Annotated in this window: 15 protein-coding genes; 9 read left to right on the top strand and 6 right to left on the bottom strand. The window is 68.1% G+C overall.

The window, feature by feature from the left end; all coding sequences use genetic code 11:
- Window positions 1-13 precede the first annotated feature (13 nt).
- Window positions 14-787 carry a fumarylacetoacetate hydrolase family protein gene (locus GV790_RS06475; protein ID WP_163811554.1) on the bottom strand — a complete coding sequence of 258 codons (774 nt, stop codon included), beginning with the start codon at window positions 785-787 and terminating at the stop codon, window positions 14-16.
- Between the two features lie 369 nt (window positions 788-1,156).
- Between GV790_RS06475 and GV790_RS06470 the strand changes: the two genes are divergently transcribed.
- A complete protein-coding gene (locus GV790_RS06470; RefSeq protein WP_218586379.1) occupies window positions 1,157-2,353 on the top strand; it encodes an MFS transporter in 1,197 nt (398 codons plus the stop codon).
- Between the two features lie 217 nt (window positions 2,354-2,570).
- Here GV790_RS06470 and GV790_RS06465 read toward each other — a convergent pair whose 3' ends face one another.
- Both GV790_RS06465 and serA read right to left on the bottom strand, forming a co-directional pair.
- Window positions 2,571-3,578, bottom strand: coding sequence for a 3-isopropylmalate dehydrogenase (locus tag GV790_RS06465; RefSeq protein WP_163811552.1), 1,008 nt, complete (start codon window positions 3,576-3,578; stop codon window positions 2,571-2,573).
- A gap of 249 nt (window positions 3,579-3,827) precedes the next feature.
- A complete protein-coding gene (gene serA, locus GV790_RS06460; protein ID WP_163811550.1) occupies window positions 3,828-5,426 on the bottom strand; it encodes a phosphoglycerate dehydrogenase in 1,599 nt (532 codons plus the stop codon).
- 869 nt (window positions 5,427-6,295) lie between these two features.
- Between serA and GV790_RS06455 the strand changes: the two genes are divergently transcribed.
- Window positions 6,296-7,570 carry an APC family permease gene (locus GV790_RS06455; RefSeq protein WP_280211097.1) on the top strand — a complete coding sequence of 425 codons (1,275 nt, stop codon included), beginning with the start codon at window positions 6,296-6,298 and terminating at the stop codon, window positions 7,568-7,570.
- Between the two features lie 163 nt (window positions 7,571-7,733).
- Here GV790_RS06455 and GV790_RS06450 read toward each other — a convergent pair whose 3' ends face one another.
- The gene (locus tag GV790_RS06450) at window positions 7,734-8,231 is read right to left on the bottom strand and encodes a winged helix-turn-helix transcriptional regulator (protein ID WP_163811543.1); all 498 of its coding nucleotides are present in this window, start codon (window positions 8,229-8,231) and stop codon (window positions 7,734-7,736) included.
- A gap of 108 nt (window positions 8,232-8,339) precedes the next feature.
- Between GV790_RS06450 and GV790_RS06445 the strand changes: the two genes are divergently transcribed.
- The 6 genes from GV790_RS06445 (at window position 8,340) to GV790_RS06420 (ending at window position 14,371) form a co-directional block, all read left to right on the top strand.
- Entirely contained in the window at window positions 8,340-9,011 is a 672-nt protein-coding gene (locus tag GV790_RS06445) for a dihydrofolate reductase family protein (RefSeq protein ID WP_163811541.1), read from the top strand.
- A gap of 77 nt (window positions 9,012-9,088) precedes the next feature.
- Complete coding sequence (locus GV790_RS06440; protein ID WP_163811539.1) at window positions 9,089-9,727, top strand: TetR/AcrR family transcriptional regulator; 639 nt, start codon at window positions 9,089-9,091, stop codon at window positions 9,725-9,727.
- A 147-nt stretch (window positions 9,728-9,874) separates the two neighbouring features.
- Window positions 9,875-11,056, top strand: coding sequence for an LLM class flavin-dependent oxidoreductase (locus tag GV790_RS06435; RefSeq protein ID WP_163811537.1), 1,182 nt, complete (start codon window positions 9,875-9,877; stop codon window positions 11,054-11,056).
- 3 nt (window positions 11,057-11,059) lie between these two features.
- Entirely contained in the window at window positions 11,060-12,103 is a 1,044-nt protein-coding gene (locus GV790_RS06430; RefSeq protein WP_163811535.1) for an alcohol dehydrogenase catalytic domain-containing protein, read from the top strand.
- A 30-nt stretch (window positions 12,104-12,133) separates the two neighbouring features.
- Complete coding sequence (locus GV790_RS06425) at window positions 12,134-12,685, top strand: nuclear transport factor 2 family protein (RefSeq protein ID WP_163811533.1); 552 nt, start codon at window positions 12,134-12,136, stop codon at window positions 12,683-12,685.
- Between the two features lie 30 nt (window positions 12,686-12,715).
- Window positions 12,716-14,371: an AMP-binding protein gene (locus tag GV790_RS06420; protein WP_163811531.1), complete on the top strand. Its 1,656-nt coding sequence runs from the start codon at window positions 12,716-12,718 to the stop codon at window positions 14,369-14,371.
- Window positions 14,372-14,437: 66 nt separating this feature from the next.
- Here GV790_RS06420 and GV790_RS06415 read toward each other — a convergent pair whose 3' ends face one another.
- Both GV790_RS06415 and GV790_RS06410 read right to left on the bottom strand, forming a co-directional pair.
- Window positions 14,438-14,641, bottom strand: a complete 204-nt coding sequence (locus GV790_RS06415; protein WP_030521844.1) for a cold-shock protein — start codon at window positions 14,639-14,641, stop codon at window positions 14,438-14,440.
- A 196-nt stretch (window positions 14,642-14,837) separates the two neighbouring features.
- Window positions 14,838-15,410: a TetR/AcrR family transcriptional regulator gene (locus GV790_RS06410; RefSeq protein ID WP_218586381.1), complete on the bottom strand. Its 573-nt coding sequence runs from the start codon at window positions 15,408-15,410 to the stop codon at window positions 14,838-14,840.
- An 87-nt stretch (window positions 15,411-15,497) separates the two neighbouring features.
- Here GV790_RS06410 and GV790_RS06405 point away from each other — a divergent pair.
- Window positions 15,498-15,788, top strand: a 291-nt coding sequence (locus GV790_RS06405) for an SDR family NAD(P)-dependent oxidoreductase (RefSeq protein ID WP_309138981.1), incomplete at its 3' end; no start/stop codon positions are given.

Raw genomic sequence — 15,788 nt, 5'->3', positions numbered from 1 at the left:
GGCTCTCTTTCGATCAGCGTTTGGCGGCAACAGGATTGGTCAGCGTGCCGATACCGGACACGGTGACGGAGACGTTCTGCCCCGCGGTCATCGGGCCGACGCCCTCGGGGGTCCCGGTGAGGATGACGTCGCCGGGCAGCAGCGTCATCACGGTGGTCACCCATTCGATGAGCTTCGGAATATCGTGCAGCAGAAGCGAAGTGCGGCTGCGCTGGCGCACCTCACCGTCGAGTTCGGTGACGATCTCCAGGTCCGAGGGATCGAGCTGGGTTTCGATCCATGGGCCGAGCGGGCAGAAGGTGTCGTAGCCCTTGGCCCGGGTCCATTGCCCGTCGTGGCGCTGCTGATCGCGGGCGGTGACGTCGTTGGCAACGGTGTAGCCGAGGATCACGTCGAGGGCGCGGGCGGCGGGCACATCCTTGCACGGACGGCCGATGACGATGGCCAGCTCGCCTTCGTAGTCGACCTGAGAGGAGCTGGGCGGCAGGATGATCGGCGCGTTCGGCCCGACGATCGAGGTGCTCGGCTTCATGAAGATGACCGGATCGGCGGGTGCCTCGCCGCCCATTTCGGCGGCGTGCGCGGCGTAGTTCTTGCCGATGCAGATCACCTTGCTGGCCAGGATCGGCGCGAGCAGGCGCACATCGGCCAGCGGCCAGCTGCGCCCGGTGAACGTCGGGGTGCCGAAGGGGTGTTCGGCGATCTCCTTGGCGACGCTGTCGCCACCCTCGCCCTCGATGCTGACGAAGGCGACTCCATCCGGACTGGCAACTCGACCTAGACGCATGGGTCGGAGTCTATCGACCCGGCTCCACCTGCCCGAACGCGGCGGTCCGGGCGGTCCGGTCGCCCGGCGCCGGGCTACCGGTTCACTGGTACCCGCAAGCGGATCCGCGCGTCCCCGCGTGACCGTCGGCCGTACGCCGAACGCGAGCGAGTCGGCGGCCACCGCCCAGCTCGCCCGCGAGGCGTTCACGGTCCGCCGATCCGCAGGCGATGCACCGAGCGGGCGGCACCGCGCGCCTTCATCCGATGTGAGAAGTCAGACACATCCGATGGTTCAGGGCGGCCGGTCCCCGGGTGTACGGTTACCACCGATGCTCACTGCGTGAGATCGGCGTTCCATATAGTGAGATGCGAGAGAGGTGGGCTACCGATGGCCGTGAACGCTTCCGCAGCGACCACACCGCAGGTCGACGCGTTCCGACGGTGGTCGATGCTCGGTCTCGGTGTCTTCGCCCAAGCCTCCAGCGCGGTCTTCGTGCACGGTGTCCCGTTCCTGCTCCCCGCGCTGACCGATCGCGGGATGCCATTGGCGACGGCAGGCCTGCTGGTGGCCATGCCGACCGTCGGGCTGGTGTGCACCCTGATCGCGTGGGGATACGTCGTCGACCGGATCGGTGAGCGCAAGGTGCTCGTCGGCGGTCCGCTGGTGATGTTCGTCGCGGGTACCGCGGCCGCGACCACGTCGAGCTATCCGGCGCTCGGCGTGCTGCTGTTCCTCGGCGGCGTCGGCGCCGCGAGCACCAATGGGGCCAGCGGACGGGTGATCGTCGGCTGGTTCCCGCCCCATCGCCGTGGGCTGGCCATGGGCATCCGGCAGACCGCGCAGCCGTTGGGCGTCGGAGTCGGCGCCGTGGCCATTCCGTGGGTCGCCGGGGCGCACGGTGCGGCGGTGGCGATCCTGGTGCCCGCGCTGATGGCGGCGGTCGCCGCGGTGGGCTGCCTGATCGGAATCGTGGATCCGCCCCGGCCGGCGGGCTCGGCCGCGGACCGGGCCAATCCCTATCGCGGCTCGACGACCCTGCTGCGCATCCACGCGGTGTCGGTGCTGCTGGTGTTCCCGCAGGCCACCGTGTGGACGTTCGCGTTGCTGTGGCTGCATCGCGATATCGGATGGTCGTTGCCGGTCGCCGGGATTCTGGTCACCGCCACCCAGCTGCTGGGTGCGGCGGGCCGGATCGGCGCGGGCGCCTGGTCGGATCGGGTGGGCAGCCGGTTGGGGCCGCTGCGCTCGGTCGCGGTCGCCGCCGTACTGACGATGGCCGCACTGGCGCTGGCGGCCTGGGCACAGTGGTGGTGGCTGGCCATTCCCCTGCTGGTGATCGCGTCGGTGGTCACCGTGTCCGACAACGGTCTGGCCTTCACTGCGGTCGCCGAGATCGCCGGGCCGTACTGGAGTGGGCGCGGACTTGGCATCCAGAACACCGGACAGAATCTGGTGCTGGCCGTGGTCCCGCCGGTCTTCGGCGCGCTGATCACCTACGCCGGATTCCCCGCCACGTACCTGGCCGCCGCCGCGCTCGCCGTCGGCGCGATTCCGTTGGTGCCCAAGGATGCTGCGCCGCGCTGAACACTCCGTGAGCTCGACCGCACAGACAGGCGCCGGGATTCGCGGGCGACCGCTCGACGCTCTGGATCCTCTCCACCGGCAGACGTCGCAGTGCCACAGGTGCCATGCCCCGGGCGACGTCCACTCGATAGGCACCCGCCGACAAGCAGGTAAGCGTCACCGCGCAGTCGAAAGGCCCCGCGCTCGAAAAGAGCGCGGGGCCTTGCCGATAGACGACTCAGACCGAGGCGGCGATCCGGTCGCCGATCTCCACGGTCGAGGCCACCCCGCTGCGCGAGGCCAGATCCTTGGCGACCGCGGCTTCCACCCGCGCGGCCGCCTCGGTGTCGCCGAGGTGGTTCAGCAGCAGCGACAGCGACAGGATCGCGGCGGTCGGGTCGGCCTTGGACTGACCCGCGATATCGGGCGCGCTGCCGTGCACCGGCTCGAACATGCTCGGGTTGGTGCCGGAGGCATCGATGTTGCCGCTGGCCGCCAGGCCGATGCCGCCGCTGACGGCGGCCGCCAGGTCGGTGATGATGTCGCCGAACAGGTTGTCGGTGACGATCACATCAAAGCGACCGGGATCGTTGACCATGTGGATGGTAGCGGCGTCGATGTGCTGGTAGGCCACCTCGACGTCGGAGAATTCGGCGCCCACTTCGTCGACGGTGCGCTGCCACAGCGATCCGGCGAAGCTCAGCACATTGGTCTTGTGCACCAGGGTCAGATGCTTGCGCCGCTGCTGTGCGGTCGCGAAGGCGTAGCGCACGACCCGCTCGATGCCGAACCGGGTGTTGGTGCTGACCTCGGTGGCCACCTCGTGCGGCGTGTTCACCCGGATCGCGCCGCCGGTGCCGGTGTAGGGGCCCTCGGTGCCTTCGCGCACCACCACGAAGTCGATGTCGGGGTTACCCGCGAGCGGGCTGGTGACGCCGGGGAACAGCTTCGACGGGCGCAGGTTCACGTGATGGTCGAGCGCGAACCGAGTGTGCAGCAGCAGCCCGCGCTCGAGCACACCGCTGGGGACCGACGGGTCGCCGATCGCGCCGAGCAGGATCGCGTCGTGCTGCTTCAGCTCCGGCAGCACCGATTCGGGCAGGATCTCGCCGGTGCGGTGGTACCGCTTGGCACCCAGGTCGTATTCGGTCTTCTCGACCCCGGGTGAGACCACGTCGAGCACCTTGAGGGCTTCGGCGATGACCTCGGGACCGATACCGTCGCCCGGGATGACAGCGAGTTTCATGAAAGCAGTGCTCCGTTTCCGATGATGCGCCCGTGAACATCGCAACGATAGCCGGTGCCCGAAACCGGGCCGCGACCAGGGCGAACTCGTCCCGGACACTGGGAAACCGGTGTTGTGCGCAGGCGCCTGAGGTGATCGTGCCGAGCTCGTGTGGGCGATGCGGCCACGCTACGCGACCGGCCGATGTAGTCGAGCCCCGCTCCATACGGAACGGGGCTCGACGACACAGTTCGGGCAGTGCCCGGTGAATCAGAACAGGTCGACCTGGACGACCTTGGTGGCGCCGACGGACTCGCCGATCGCGGCCTGCACCTCGGCGGGCACCTCCTTGCCGACCCGCAGCATCACGGTGGCGCCTTCCTTGTCGACGTCCTGGGTCAGCTGCGCGGCCAGGATGTCGATCTCGGCCTCACCGAGCTTCATGCCGATCTTGCCAAGCGCGCCCGGCTTGTCCTCGTAGTTGAGCACGGCCAGGTTCAGGCCCTCGGCACGCATGTCGTAGTTGCGGCCGTTGATGTTGACGATCTTCTCCACCTGAGCGGGCTCGGTCAGCGTGCCCGCCACGTTCAGCGTGCGGCCGTCGCCGAACACCGCGCGCAGATCGACGACGCTGCGGTGGCTCGGGCTCTCCGAGACCGTGGTGACCTCGGTGCTGATCCCGCGTTCCTGGGCCAGCGCCGGCGCGTTGACGAAGGTGACCTGGTCCTCGACGTGCGCGGAGAAGATGCCGCGCAGCGCCGACAGCTCCAGCACGCCGACCTCGCTGGCGGCCAGCTCGCCACGCACCTGGATCTCCACGCTCACCGGCAGTTCGTCGGCCAGCGCGCCGAGCAGCACACCCTGCTTGCGCACGATGTCGAGCCACGGGGCGACCTCGTCGCCGACGACGCCACCGGTGACGTTCACCGCACCCGGCACGAATTCACCGGCCAGGGCCAGCAGCACCGACTTGGCGACATCGGTGCCTGCGCGGTCCTGGGCCTCGGTGGTGGAGGCGCCCAGGTGCGGGGTCACCACGACCTGCGGCAGGTCGAACAGCGGGCTGTCGGTGCACGGCTCGGTCTCGAACACGTCCAGGCCCGCGGCACGCACATGGCCGGACTTGATGGCGTCGGCCAGGGCCTGCTCATCGATCAGGCCACCGCGGGCGGCGTTGACGATGATGACGCCCGGCCTCGTCAGCGCCAGCTTCTCCTTGCTCAGCAGACCCTTGGTCTCCGGGGTCTTGGGCAGGTGCACCGAGATGAGGTCGGCGCGGCCGAGCAGCTCCTCCAGGGTCACCAGCTCGATGCCCAGCTGGGCGGCGCGGGCCGGGGACACGTAGGGGTCGTAGGCGATGACGTGGGTTTCGAAGGCGGCCAGCCGCGCGGCGAACAGCTGGCCGATGCGGCCGAGGCCCACGACGCCGACGGTCTTGCCGAAGATCTCGACGCCGTTGAACTTGCTGCGCTGCCAGGTGCGCTCACGCAGGGTGGCATCGGCGGCGGGCACCTGACGGGCCGCGGCGAGCAGCAGCGTGACGGCGTGCTCGGCGGCGGTGTGGATGTTGGAGGTCGGCGCGTTGACGACCATGACGCCGCGTTCGGTGGCGGCGGGCACGTCGACGTTGTCGAGGCCGACGCCGGCGCGGGCGACGATCTTCAGGTTCTTACCGGCTTCCAGCACTTCGGCGTCGACCGTGGTGGCCGAGCGCACCAGCAGCGCGTCGGCCTCCGGAACGGCGGCCAGCAGCGCCGGACGGTCGGGACCGTCGACCCAGCGGACCTCGACACCGTCACCGAGCGCGTCGACGGTCGACTGGGCGAGCTTGTCGGCGATCAGAACTACAGGACGGCCTGCTTGGCTCACTGTGGGTTACTCCTGGGGAAGAAATGGGGGTCGGCAGTTACCGGGGCCAAGCTTAGTTGGCGCAATTTCCGCGCCACCTACCGCCTGGTAGGCGGCTGTCCTCAGTCGGGCGGCCGGGGGTTCGTGGTAGCCGTTTTCCTCCGGACACGGACCTGCCCCGGCCGCTACGAGGAAGGCCGGGGCAGGAGTCAGGTCGCGTCCGCGACCGCAGCGTCTGATCAGCCGCCGAACGAGCCCGTCCACAGGGTGTTCACCAGGCCGTGCAGGGCCGCACCCAGGGTGTCGAAAAGACCGTTCACAGCGGCGCTACCGGTGTCGATGATAACGGGGATCATGAAAATACCTCTCGTCGAAATTCAATCCAGTCGAACTGGCTGACACACGGTCCATCGAGCCGCGCACAGAATCGGTTACGGGAAATTACCCATTAGTGACGCAGGCCACAAATCACGGGCTCTTGTGAGCCAGACAGCCGCGATGCAGGCGTCCTATCAGCGAAAACGGACAAATGCCCTGGTTACGGTTCGATCACAGCACGTGCGAGAGCCCGCCGGAGGAATAATCTGAGAAATTACTTAACGTGGTGCCCACAATTTCATGGGCAATTCGCGAACATCGGCCGTCGCAGCGCCGGCGCAGGCGGCACGGAAGGGCGAACAATTAGCTGCGCCCTATTCCTTGGAATTCCTCTCCAACGGTGGGCATCGATAGCCACCCGGCTGCGACGCGGGGCGGTGCGGCAGCCGTTCACGTCCGGATCGACGTTGGATCGCGCACACCCAGGTCCCGAGCCCCGACGTCTCATCCGGCGCCGCCGCACCGTCGTGGATAAGGTGAGCGGCGAATTCCGCCGCCTGCCAGGAGCCGCCGTGCCCCGCCCATCCTCGAACCAGCCGCGCCCGCAGCGATTACACAGACACCTCGGCGTCCCCGATGCGGTCATGATCGGCCTCGGCGCGATGCTCGGCGCCGGAATCTTCGCCGCCCTTGCGCCGGCCGCGGAGGCCGCGGGCAGCGGGCTGCTGCTCGGGCTCGCGGTCGCTGCGGTGGTCGCCTATTGCAATGCGACGTCCTCGGCCCGGCTGGCTGCCCGCTACCCCGACTCCGGCGGCACCTACGTCTACGGCCGGGAACGGCTCGGCCCGTTCTGGGGGTACCTCGCGGGCTGGAGTTTCGTGATCGGCAAAACCGCCTCGTGTGCGGCCATGGCGTTGACGGTCGGGGTGTATGTCTGGCCGGGACATGCGCACGCGGTGGCGGTCGCGGCGGTGATCGCCTTGACGACGGTGAACTATCTCGGCGTCCAGAAGTCGGCGCTACTGACCAGGGTGATCGTCGCCGTCGTTCTCGCGGTGCTCGCCGCGATGGTCGTCGCCGCGAGCACGTCGTCCGAGGCAGATCCGCACCACCTGGCGTTCGGATCCGACATCACGCCGCTCGGGGTATTGCAAGCGGCGGGCCTGCTGTTCTTCGCGTTCGCCGGCTACGCCCGCATCGCGACCCTCGGCGAGGAGGTGCGCGACCCAGCCCGCACCATCCCGCGCGCCATCCCGATCGCCCTCGGCATCGCTCTCATGGTCTACGTGGCCGTGGCGGTCGCCGCTCTGCTGGCCCTCGGGCCGCAGCGGCTGGCCGAATCCAGCGCGCCGCTGTCGAGTGCAGTCCATGCCGCGGGCGCCGACTGGCTGTCGCCCATCGTCCGCGGCGGCGCCGCGGTCGCCGCGCTCGGATCGTTGCTGGCCTTGATCCTCGGTGTCTCGCGCACCACCCTCGCCATGGCCCGCGATCATCACCTGCCCCACGCCCTCGCGGCAGTTCATCCGCGCACCGGCGTCCCGCACCACGCCGAAATCGCCGTCGGCGCTGTGGTCGCCCTCGCCGCCGCCACCGCCGACCTCCGCGCGGCCATCGGCTTCTCCTCCTTCGGCGTGCTGCTCTACTACGCCATCGCCAACGCCTCCGCCTGGACGTTGCCCCGAAACGAAGGCCGCCCACCCCGCGCCGTCCCGGCAATCGGCCTGAGCGGCTGCCTTGTCCTCGCGTTCACCTTGCCGGCGGAATCGGTTCTCGCCGGCGCGGCCGTCGCCGCCGTTGGTGCAGTGGTGTACCTCGCCCGGCGGGGGGCGGCACGCCACGGCACGTGACCGCCGGTCGAGCAGGTCCGCTACGCACAACGCCGGGTCCCGAAGACGCAGGGTCGCGATATGGCCGCGATCAGGGACCTGACCGCGACGTTCTTCCGCCGAGAAGCAACCGCGGACCGGAATCGGCTGTAGTCCCGCGGTGCGGGGCAGGGTTGAGCGGAGTTCAGCCGTCCACGCCCGCAGCCGCGGCGTAGGCCTGCGCCAATCGTTCACTCGCACGGGGAGCCGACGGATCGGGGCGAGGCGTCCCGAGGTGCAGCTCCCGCAGCTCGTCCATGAACTCCTCCCACAGCTTTGGGCCGCCCTCCTCCAGCAGTTGTGCCCGGACCCGCAGGCGATGGGTGGTCTCGCGGTGACGCAGCCCCCAGGACCCCAGCTGTGCCATGATCGGCACCAGCTGGATGGCGGGCTCGGTCAGCCGGTATTCGGCTTTGCGGCCGGGCCCGGCATCTTCGCGGCTCAGCAGCCCGGCCGCCACCAGCCGCTTGAGCCGGTCGGACAGGATATTGGAGGCGATGCCCTCCTCGGAGCCGGCCAAGAGCTCGCGGAAGTGCCTGCGGTTGCCGAACATCACGTCACGCAACACCAGCAGCGTCCACCGGTCGCCGATCACCTCGATGGTCGCGTTGATCGGGCAACCCGAACGACCGTCTTCGCGCATGCCGCCCTCCTCCTATTCGACCTACCGCTTGCAATATACAACCACTAAGGGTTACGGTTCCACTCGAGCGATTGCGAAATGCAATCACCTCTTCCCGAGGAGGACGTCATGCCCAAGGTGCGCGCCACCATCTCCTGCTCGCTCGACGGCTTCGTCGCGGGCCCGAATCAGAGCGTCGAGAATCCACTCGGCGAGAACGGCGAACGGCTGCACGACTGGATGTTCGCCACCCGCGCGGGGCGGGCGATGCTCGGCGAAGAGGGCGGCGGGACCGGCATCGACAACGACATCGTCGCCACCCACAATGAGGGCATCGGCGCGGCGATCATGGGCCGCAATATGTTCGGGCCGGTGCGCGGCGCGTGGCCCGACCACGACTGGACCGGCTGGTGGGGCGAGAATCCGCCGTTCCACCACGACGTCTTCGTGCTCACCCACCACCTGCGCCCCTCGGTGCCGATGACGGGCGGAACCACCTTCCATTTCATCGCAGCTGCTCCGGAAGAGGCGCTGCGGCAGGCTTTCTCCGCCGCCGATGGACAGGATGTCCGCATCGCCGGCGGCGCGGCGACCCTGCGCCAGTTCTTGCGGAGCGGCTTGATCGATGAGTTGATCCTGTCGGTGGTCCCGATCCTGCTCGGCTCCGGCGAACGACTCTTCGACGACCTCGGAACCCTGCCCGGCTACCGAGTCGAGGTGCTCGCCGGCTCCCCCGCCGTATCCCACATGCGCATCGCCCGGCAAGAACCGGACCAGCACCGGGACACAGCCGGCGGATGACCGGAACACCTGATTCGATCGTTTGCTCGCATTCCCGGCGCACGTGCACCCGCTCGAGGCTGTGCAAGGCTGGGCCCATGACTTCCCCCGCCCGCAACCGCCAAGGCGACGCGACCAGGCTGCGTCTGATCAAGACGGCCGAGCGACTCTTCGCCACCCACGGCGTCGACGCGGTCTCGGTGCGGGCGATCAACGCCGCGGCGGGGCTCGGCGCCGCCTCGGTCCACTACCACTTCGGCAGCAAGGATGAGCTGCTGGCCGCCGTCCTGGTCGACCTCGGCGCACCGGTGCGCGATCGCATTCGCGCCAACGTCGGCCTACTGGCGGACGCACCGCGCCCGCCGGATGCCGAATCGCTGGTCCGAGCCGTGACCACACCGTATCTGGAACTGCTGCAACGTCATCGGACCCGCGGCATGCGCTGGATCAAGATCATCGCCCAGATCGCGCCGCAGGGCCATCCGGTGCTCGCGGCGACCGACCAGCAGCTGCCAGAGGCGCTCTTCGCCCAGGTCCGCCGGGCTTTTCCGGATGCCGATCCGCAGCGGCTGGCCGCGCGCTGGGCGGTGTCGCTGATGGGTTTCGTGCAGGCGTTGAGCCAGGCCGACGAGTGGAGCCGCGACGGCACCCGGCTTTCGGCGGCGGAGCTGGCCACCTTCTACGACGACGTCGTCACGTTCGTGATCGGCGGCGTCGAACGCCTCCTCCCCTCCTGATCGGCGGGCGCTCTCCCGTCGCCGAAACGTTCCACTCAGCGGGATATTTCTGGATCATGTGATCCAACTCTCTGGTACACACGAACCCGTGAGCGGATGTGACCCCACTCACTTCTCTCGTCCCGATCCCGTCAGGAGACGACGCCCGTGTGGACCTCCCGATCACTGCGATTCGGCGCCTTCCTCGCCCCGTATCACCCGCTCGACGCCGATCCAGCGCTGCAACTGCGCCGCGATATCGACCTCATGGAACACCTCGATCACCTCGGCTTCGACGAGGCCTGGATGGGTGAGCATCACTCCACCGGAGCCGAAATCGTCCCTGCCCCGGACATGTTCATCGCCGCCGCCGCCGAGCGCACCCAGCGCATCCGCTATGGCACCGGCGTCATGTCGCTGCCGTATCACCACCCGCTGATCACCGCCGACCGGATCACCCAGCTCGACCTGCAGACCCGCGGCAGGCTGATCGTCGGCACCGGACCGGGCAAGATCCCGCTGGACGCGCACATGATGGGCATCGACCCTTCCGACCAGCGTCGACGGCAGGGCGAAGCCTTGGAGGCGATAGTGGCGCTGCTGCGCGGCGAGGTCGTGAACATGAACACCGACTGGTTCACGTTGCGAGACGCCCGCGCGCAGCTGCCCACCTACGATCCGGCCGGCATCGAGGTGGCGGCCGCGTCGACGATCTCGCCCAATGGTTCGGTGCTGGCAGGCACCCACGGACTTTCGCTGTTGTCGCTGGCGGCTGGCTCCCCCACCGGCTTCGAGGCCCTCGACCGCAACTGGGGCGTCTACGAGAAGGTGTGCGCCGAGCACGGGCACGTGGCCGACCGCTCGACCTGGCGGTTGGTGAACCCGATGTTCCTGGCGGAGTCGCGTGCCGAAGCCGAACGTGCGGTGAGCCGCCGCATCGGCGCGATGGCCGCCTACGTCAACCGGCAGACCGGTGTCCGTCCGGTGTGGGCGGACTCCCCGCGCGGAATCATCGACCAGTGGCGCAACGACACCCTCGGCGAGTTCGGCCAAGCCATCATCGGCACGCCCGATGAGGCGATCGCCCAGATCGAGCGGCTGATCGAGAAGACCGGTGGGTTCGGCACCCTGCTCGTACTGCACGTCGACATGGCGAACTGGGAGGACACTTTACGCAGCTACGAGCTGTTCGCCGCCGAGGTGATCCCGCATTTCAAGCGCCGCAACCTCGGTCGCGAAGCCAGCCTGCAATTCGCCGAGGACAACCGCGAGTACCTGATCGGCGGCCTGGTCAGCGCGATCACCAAGGCCCACACCGACTATTACGGCGTCGCGCAGAAGGGGGCGTGAGTCGTGCGTGCAGCACAGTTCGCCGACGGCGAGTTCACCGTGACCGAGGTCGCCGATCCGCCCGCCGTCGGTCCGGGCCAACTGCGTATCGCGGTCGCCGCGTGCGGGATCTGCGGTAGCGATCTGAGCATGTCGAAGGATCCGTGTCGTTTCGTCGAGGTGGCCGAGAAAGCGGGCTACCCGCTGGCCGTCTTCGATCCACGGCGGCCGGTGGTCCTTGGGCACGAGTATGCCGGCACGGTTGTCGAAACCGGCTCGGGTATTACCGATTTCGCCGTCGGCGACCGCGTCGCGGGGATCGGGGTCAGCACCGCGACCGGCACCGGCATTCCGACGATCATCGGCTACTCGAACGAATACCACGGCGGCTTCGGCGAATTCATCGTCGTCGACGCGTTCTGGGTACGTCACGTTCCGGACGGTCTCTCGCTCGAGCACGCCACCCTGGCCGAACCGCTGCATGTGGGCGAGATGCATGTGCAGCAATCGGGTTTGACCGCCGAGGATTCCGCACTCGTCATCGGCTGCGGCCCGATCGGACTCGGCGCGATCCTTGCGGCGAAGGCGCACGGCGCGCGGACCGTCATCGCGTCCGAACCTTCGCCGGCCCGCCGCGCCCTGGCCCGAGCACTCGGGGCCGATATCGTCGTCGACCCGGCCGAACAGGATCCGGTCGCCGTGTGGAACGAGCAGGCCGCACCGAGCTCGGGAATCCTCATCGCCTACGAATGCAGCGGCCGCCCGGGCATTCTCGACTCGCTGCTGCACACCCTGCCGTTCGGATCGCGTATCCAGGTGCTGGCGGCCGGTTTCGCCGAGGAGACCATCGTTCCGGTGGTGGGTCAGTTCCGGATGATCGCGATCAACTTCGGCCACGGCAGCTACGAGCGCGCCTACGACACCGTGCTGCAACGGCTGGCCGACGGCGAGATCGACGCCGAGGCCATCATCACCGGCCGGGTCGGACTCGACGGCGTCGCCGACGCCTTCCAGGCGCTGCGCGACCCCGACGGCCACGTGAAGATCCTCGTCCTGCCACAAGCGTGATGCCCCCTTGTTCCGGAAAGGAATTCCACGATGCCCGTCATCGACCCCACCCGTACCTGGGAACCGCTCGAACAACGCCTCGCCGACACCACCGATCGCAGGCACCGCATCGTCTTGAGCGCCGTGATCGACCATATGAAGGCCGAGGCCGAGCCCGACCTCGACGCCCTGATGGCGACACTGTCGGAGACGCCCGACTATCACTTCTGGAACGCGGGTATCGACCGCGGGCCGAAGGGGATCAACGGCGTCCGCCGGTACTACACCGACTTCCTGGCCACGCGCACCAATATCCTCGAGTTCGACATCGATCGCATCGTCGTGGACGACTATTGCGTGGTGACCGAAGGCTTCCTCAAGCAGATCTACCCCGGCTCCTACGCGGCCAGGATCGGTCTCCCGGTCGGTGACGAATCCGCCCACTATCTGGTCACCAACCGCCAGCTGATCCTGTGGCCGGTCGACGAGGACGGACGCATCGTCGGCGAGGATTCCTATCAGTCGGGACCCGCCGACATCACCCTGCTACGGCCGGACGAACTGCCGCAGCAGTACGTCGACCTCATGCGCTCGCCGAGCTGAGCGGAGGTCTTCGATGAAAGGTTGCCGGCGATGACCACCTCGGCCGACCACAAACCCGACATCGCTCGCATGCTCATGGCGCGCGTGGGCGACGACCATCTCGGACTGCGCACCAGGCAGCGCGACTGGACCTGGGACGCCGTGGTCCGCGAATCGGCCGCGCGGGCGGCCCTCGCACGGGCGTTGCGGGTCGACGGTCCGTTCCACATCGGTGTGCTGCTCGACAATGTGCCCGACTTCCTGTTCTGGCTCGGCGGTGCGGCACTCGCCGGCGCCACCATCGCCGGAATCAACCCCACGCACGGAGCCGCCGAACTGCGCGAGGAGATCCGGTTCGTCGATTGCCAATTGATCGTCACCGACCGCGCCGGTGCGGCGCGCTTGCGGGAGCTGGATCTCGGTCTGGCCGAGGACCGGTTTCTCGTCATCGACGAACCCCGCTACGCGGACATGCTGAACGCGCACCGCATCGACCCGACCATTGCCGACGGTGTCGGCGCGGACTCGTTGTTCCTGTTGCTGTTCACCTCCGGCACCACCGGCCGGTCCAAGGCCGTCCGATGCAGCCAAGGCAGGTTGGCGCGGCTGGCCTACGCGAACTTCAAATACGGCCACCATCGCGACGACATCGACTACTGCTGCATGCCGCTGTTCCACGGCAACGCGCTGATGGGCCTATGGGCACCCGCACTCGCCTGCGGCGCCACGATCTGCCTGACGCCGAAATTCTCCGCGTCCGGCTTCCTGCCCGATATCCGGTTCTTCGGCGCCACCTTCTTCACCTATGTCGGCAAGGCCCTCGGCTATCTCATGGCCACCCCCGAGACCCCGCATGACCGCGACAACAGGCTCGAACGCGGTTTCGGCACCGAGGCCGCACCGGCCGACAAAGCCGAGTTCGCCCGCCGGTTCGGGGCACCGCTGCTCGAGGCCTACGGGTCCAGCGAAGGCGCGGGTTCGGTGCGGCTGGACCCGGCCGCCCCGGTCGGCGCCCTGGGACGTCCGGCGCACTCCGGTATCGCCGTCGTCGATCCTTCGACGCTGCGGGATTGCGCACCAGCTCGGGTGGACGAGCACGGCCGCGTCCTCAACCCCGACGAAGCCGTGGGCGAAATGGTGAACAAGGACGGCGCGGCGGCGTTCGAGGGCTACTACAACAATCCGGCCGCGGACGCCGAACGCGTCCGCAACGGCTGGTACTGGACCGGCGATCTCGGCTATATCGATGAAGCCGGGTTCCTCTACTTCGCCGGCCGTCGCGGTGATTGGATCCGGGTCGACGGCGAGAACACCTCGGCACTGCTGATCGAACAGGTTGTCCGCCGGCATCGCGGCGTCCTGGCCACCGGTGTCTACGCGGTACCGGATCCGCGTTCAGGTGATCTGGTGATGGCGGCGATCGAAGTGCACGAGCCCGAGGTGTTCGATCCGGTCGAGTTCGCTTCCTTCCTCGCCGGGCAAGCCGATCTCGGCCGCAAAGCGACACCGCGACTGCTCCGGGTATCGTCCGCGCTGCCGGTGACCGGCTCGGGGAAGGTCGTCAAACGCGAACTGCAACAACAGAAATGGCGGACGACCGATGCCGTCTACCGCTGGGACCGCGGCGCGTACCAGCTGATGTCCGATTCCGATAAGAGGACGTTCGAGCAGGAGTTCGTCCGCCACGACCGGCAGCGACTGCTCTGACATCCCTCCCAGGAAAAGGGGCAAGCCCCGCACCGTACGGCGCGGGGCTTGCGAAAGTCACGCTGTTCAGATAGCGCGGACGTCCTGAGCCTGCGGACCCTTCTGGCCCTGCCCGATCTCGAACTCCACACGCTGACCCTCTTCGAGGGTCCGGAAACCCGACCCGGAAACTGCCGAGTAATGCACGAAGACGTCAGGGCCGCCTCCGTCTTGCGCGATAAAGCCGAAGCCCTTTTCGCTGTTGAACCACTTCACGCTGCCTTGAGCCATGTTCTGTACTTCATACTTCCTGTAGATGAGCCGAGCAAATGTCAAGCCCGGTCTCGCCTACAACGATGCCATGCTTTGCGATATTCCTCCACCTCTGGGGCACGTGACTGTGAGGTAACTATCCCTCCGCGCATTCCACTATGGAGTGTGGACGATTGCCCAGGTAACGGGGCGTCACGTTCGAGATGCCGCGCGTTCACCTCGCGGCGCGCCCGAGCAGTCCGCCCACGATCAGCTCCGCGAGTTCGCGCGCGGTGCGTTCCTGACTTTCCCGGGTAACCGGGGCAGCCCGCCCCAACCGATAGGCCAGCGGCAGTTGCACCAGCCCGGCCACCGGGCTGATCACCGCGAAGAACAACACGTCCATCGACACCGTCGGCATCCGATCCGCGCCCATCAGCCGTTCGAGGGCCGGGATCATCGGACCGAGCGTCGGTGCCACATAGTCGTCGTACAAGTAGTCCAAACGCTCGGATTCACAAGCGAATTCGTCGGCGAGCAGCCGTCCGAACAGCGGTGTTTCCACGGCGGCCTGATAGAAGTGGGTGATCACTGCGCGGACCAGGTCGGCGTCGTCCAGTCCGGAGTCGAGCAGCTGCAGGCGTTCGTGCTGATCTTCCTGCAACGCCGAGTCCACCACCGCGCGCCAGAACGCGGCCTTGGAGCCATAGCGGTCGTTGATGAAGTTGTGGCTGACACCGAGCCGCCTGGCCAGCTCCCGCACCCGAGGTGCGGTCGTAGCCGAGCTCGGCGAACGCCTCGATCCCACGACGCAGAATCTCCGACTCCGCCGGCACCGCCCGCCCGCCGTCCCACACCGGACATCACCGTCCCCGACCTCACCGGCAAGCTCGCGGTGGTCACCGGCGCCAGCGACGGCGTCGGTCTCGGCCTCACCACCCGCCTCGCCGCCGCCGGCGCGGAGGTGATCATGCCCGTCCGCAACCCGGCCAAAGGCGAGGCCGCGATCGCGCAGATCCGCGAGCACCACCCCCACGCCGAACTCTTACTACGCGGCCTGGACCTCTCGTCGCTGTCCTCCGTCGCCACCCTCACGGGCCAGCTCATCGACGAAGCCCGCCCCATCCACATCCTCGTCAACAACGCCGGCGTGATGACCCCACCCACCCGCCAAACCACCCACGAC

This window comes from Nocardia cyriacigeorgica, assembly GCF_010858045.1.
GTDB classification, from domain to species: domain Bacteria; phylum Actinomycetota; class Actinomycetes; order Mycobacteriales; family Mycobacteriaceae; genus Nocardia; species Nocardia cyriacigeorgica_E.
The sequence above is the reverse complement of the archived record's forward strand: the minus strand, read 5'-3'. Positions and strand labels throughout refer to the sequence as shown.

Coding starts and splice junctions, on each gene's coding strand:
- GV790_RS06440 (WP_163811539.1), top strand. CDS start 9,089: ATGACTTCCCCCGCCCGCAACCGCCAAGGCGACGCGACCAGGCTGCGT.
- GV790_RS06445 (WP_163811541.1), top strand. CDS start 8,340: ATGCCCAAGGTGCGCGCCACCATCTCCTGCTCGCTCGACGGCTTCGTC.
- GV790_RS06450 (WP_163811543.1), bottom strand. CDS start 8,231: ATGCGCGAAGACGGTCGTTCGGGTTGCCCGATCAACGCGACCATCGAG.
- GV790_RS06475 (WP_163811554.1), bottom strand. CDS start 787: ATGCGTCTAGGTCGAGTTGCCAGTCCGGATGGAGTCGCCTTCGTCAGC.
- GV790_RS06420 (WP_163811531.1), top strand. CDS start 12,716: ATGACCACCTCGGCCGACCACAAACCCGACATCGCTCGCATGCTCATG.
- GV790_RS06415 (WP_030521844.1), bottom strand. CDS start 14,641: ATGGCTCAAGGCAGCGTGAAGTGGTTCAACAGCGAAAAGGGCTTCGGC.
- GV790_RS06470 (WP_218586379.1), top strand. CDS start 1,157: ATGGCCGTGAACGCTTCCGCAGCGACCACACCGCAGGTCGACGCGTTC.
- GV790_RS06425 (WP_163811533.1), top strand. CDS start 12,134: ATGCCCGTCATCGACCCCACCCGTACCTGGGAACCGCTCGAACAACGC.
- GV790_RS06465 (WP_163811552.1), bottom strand. CDS start 3,578: ATGAAACTCGCTGTCATCCCGGGCGACGGTATCGGTCCCGAGGTCATC.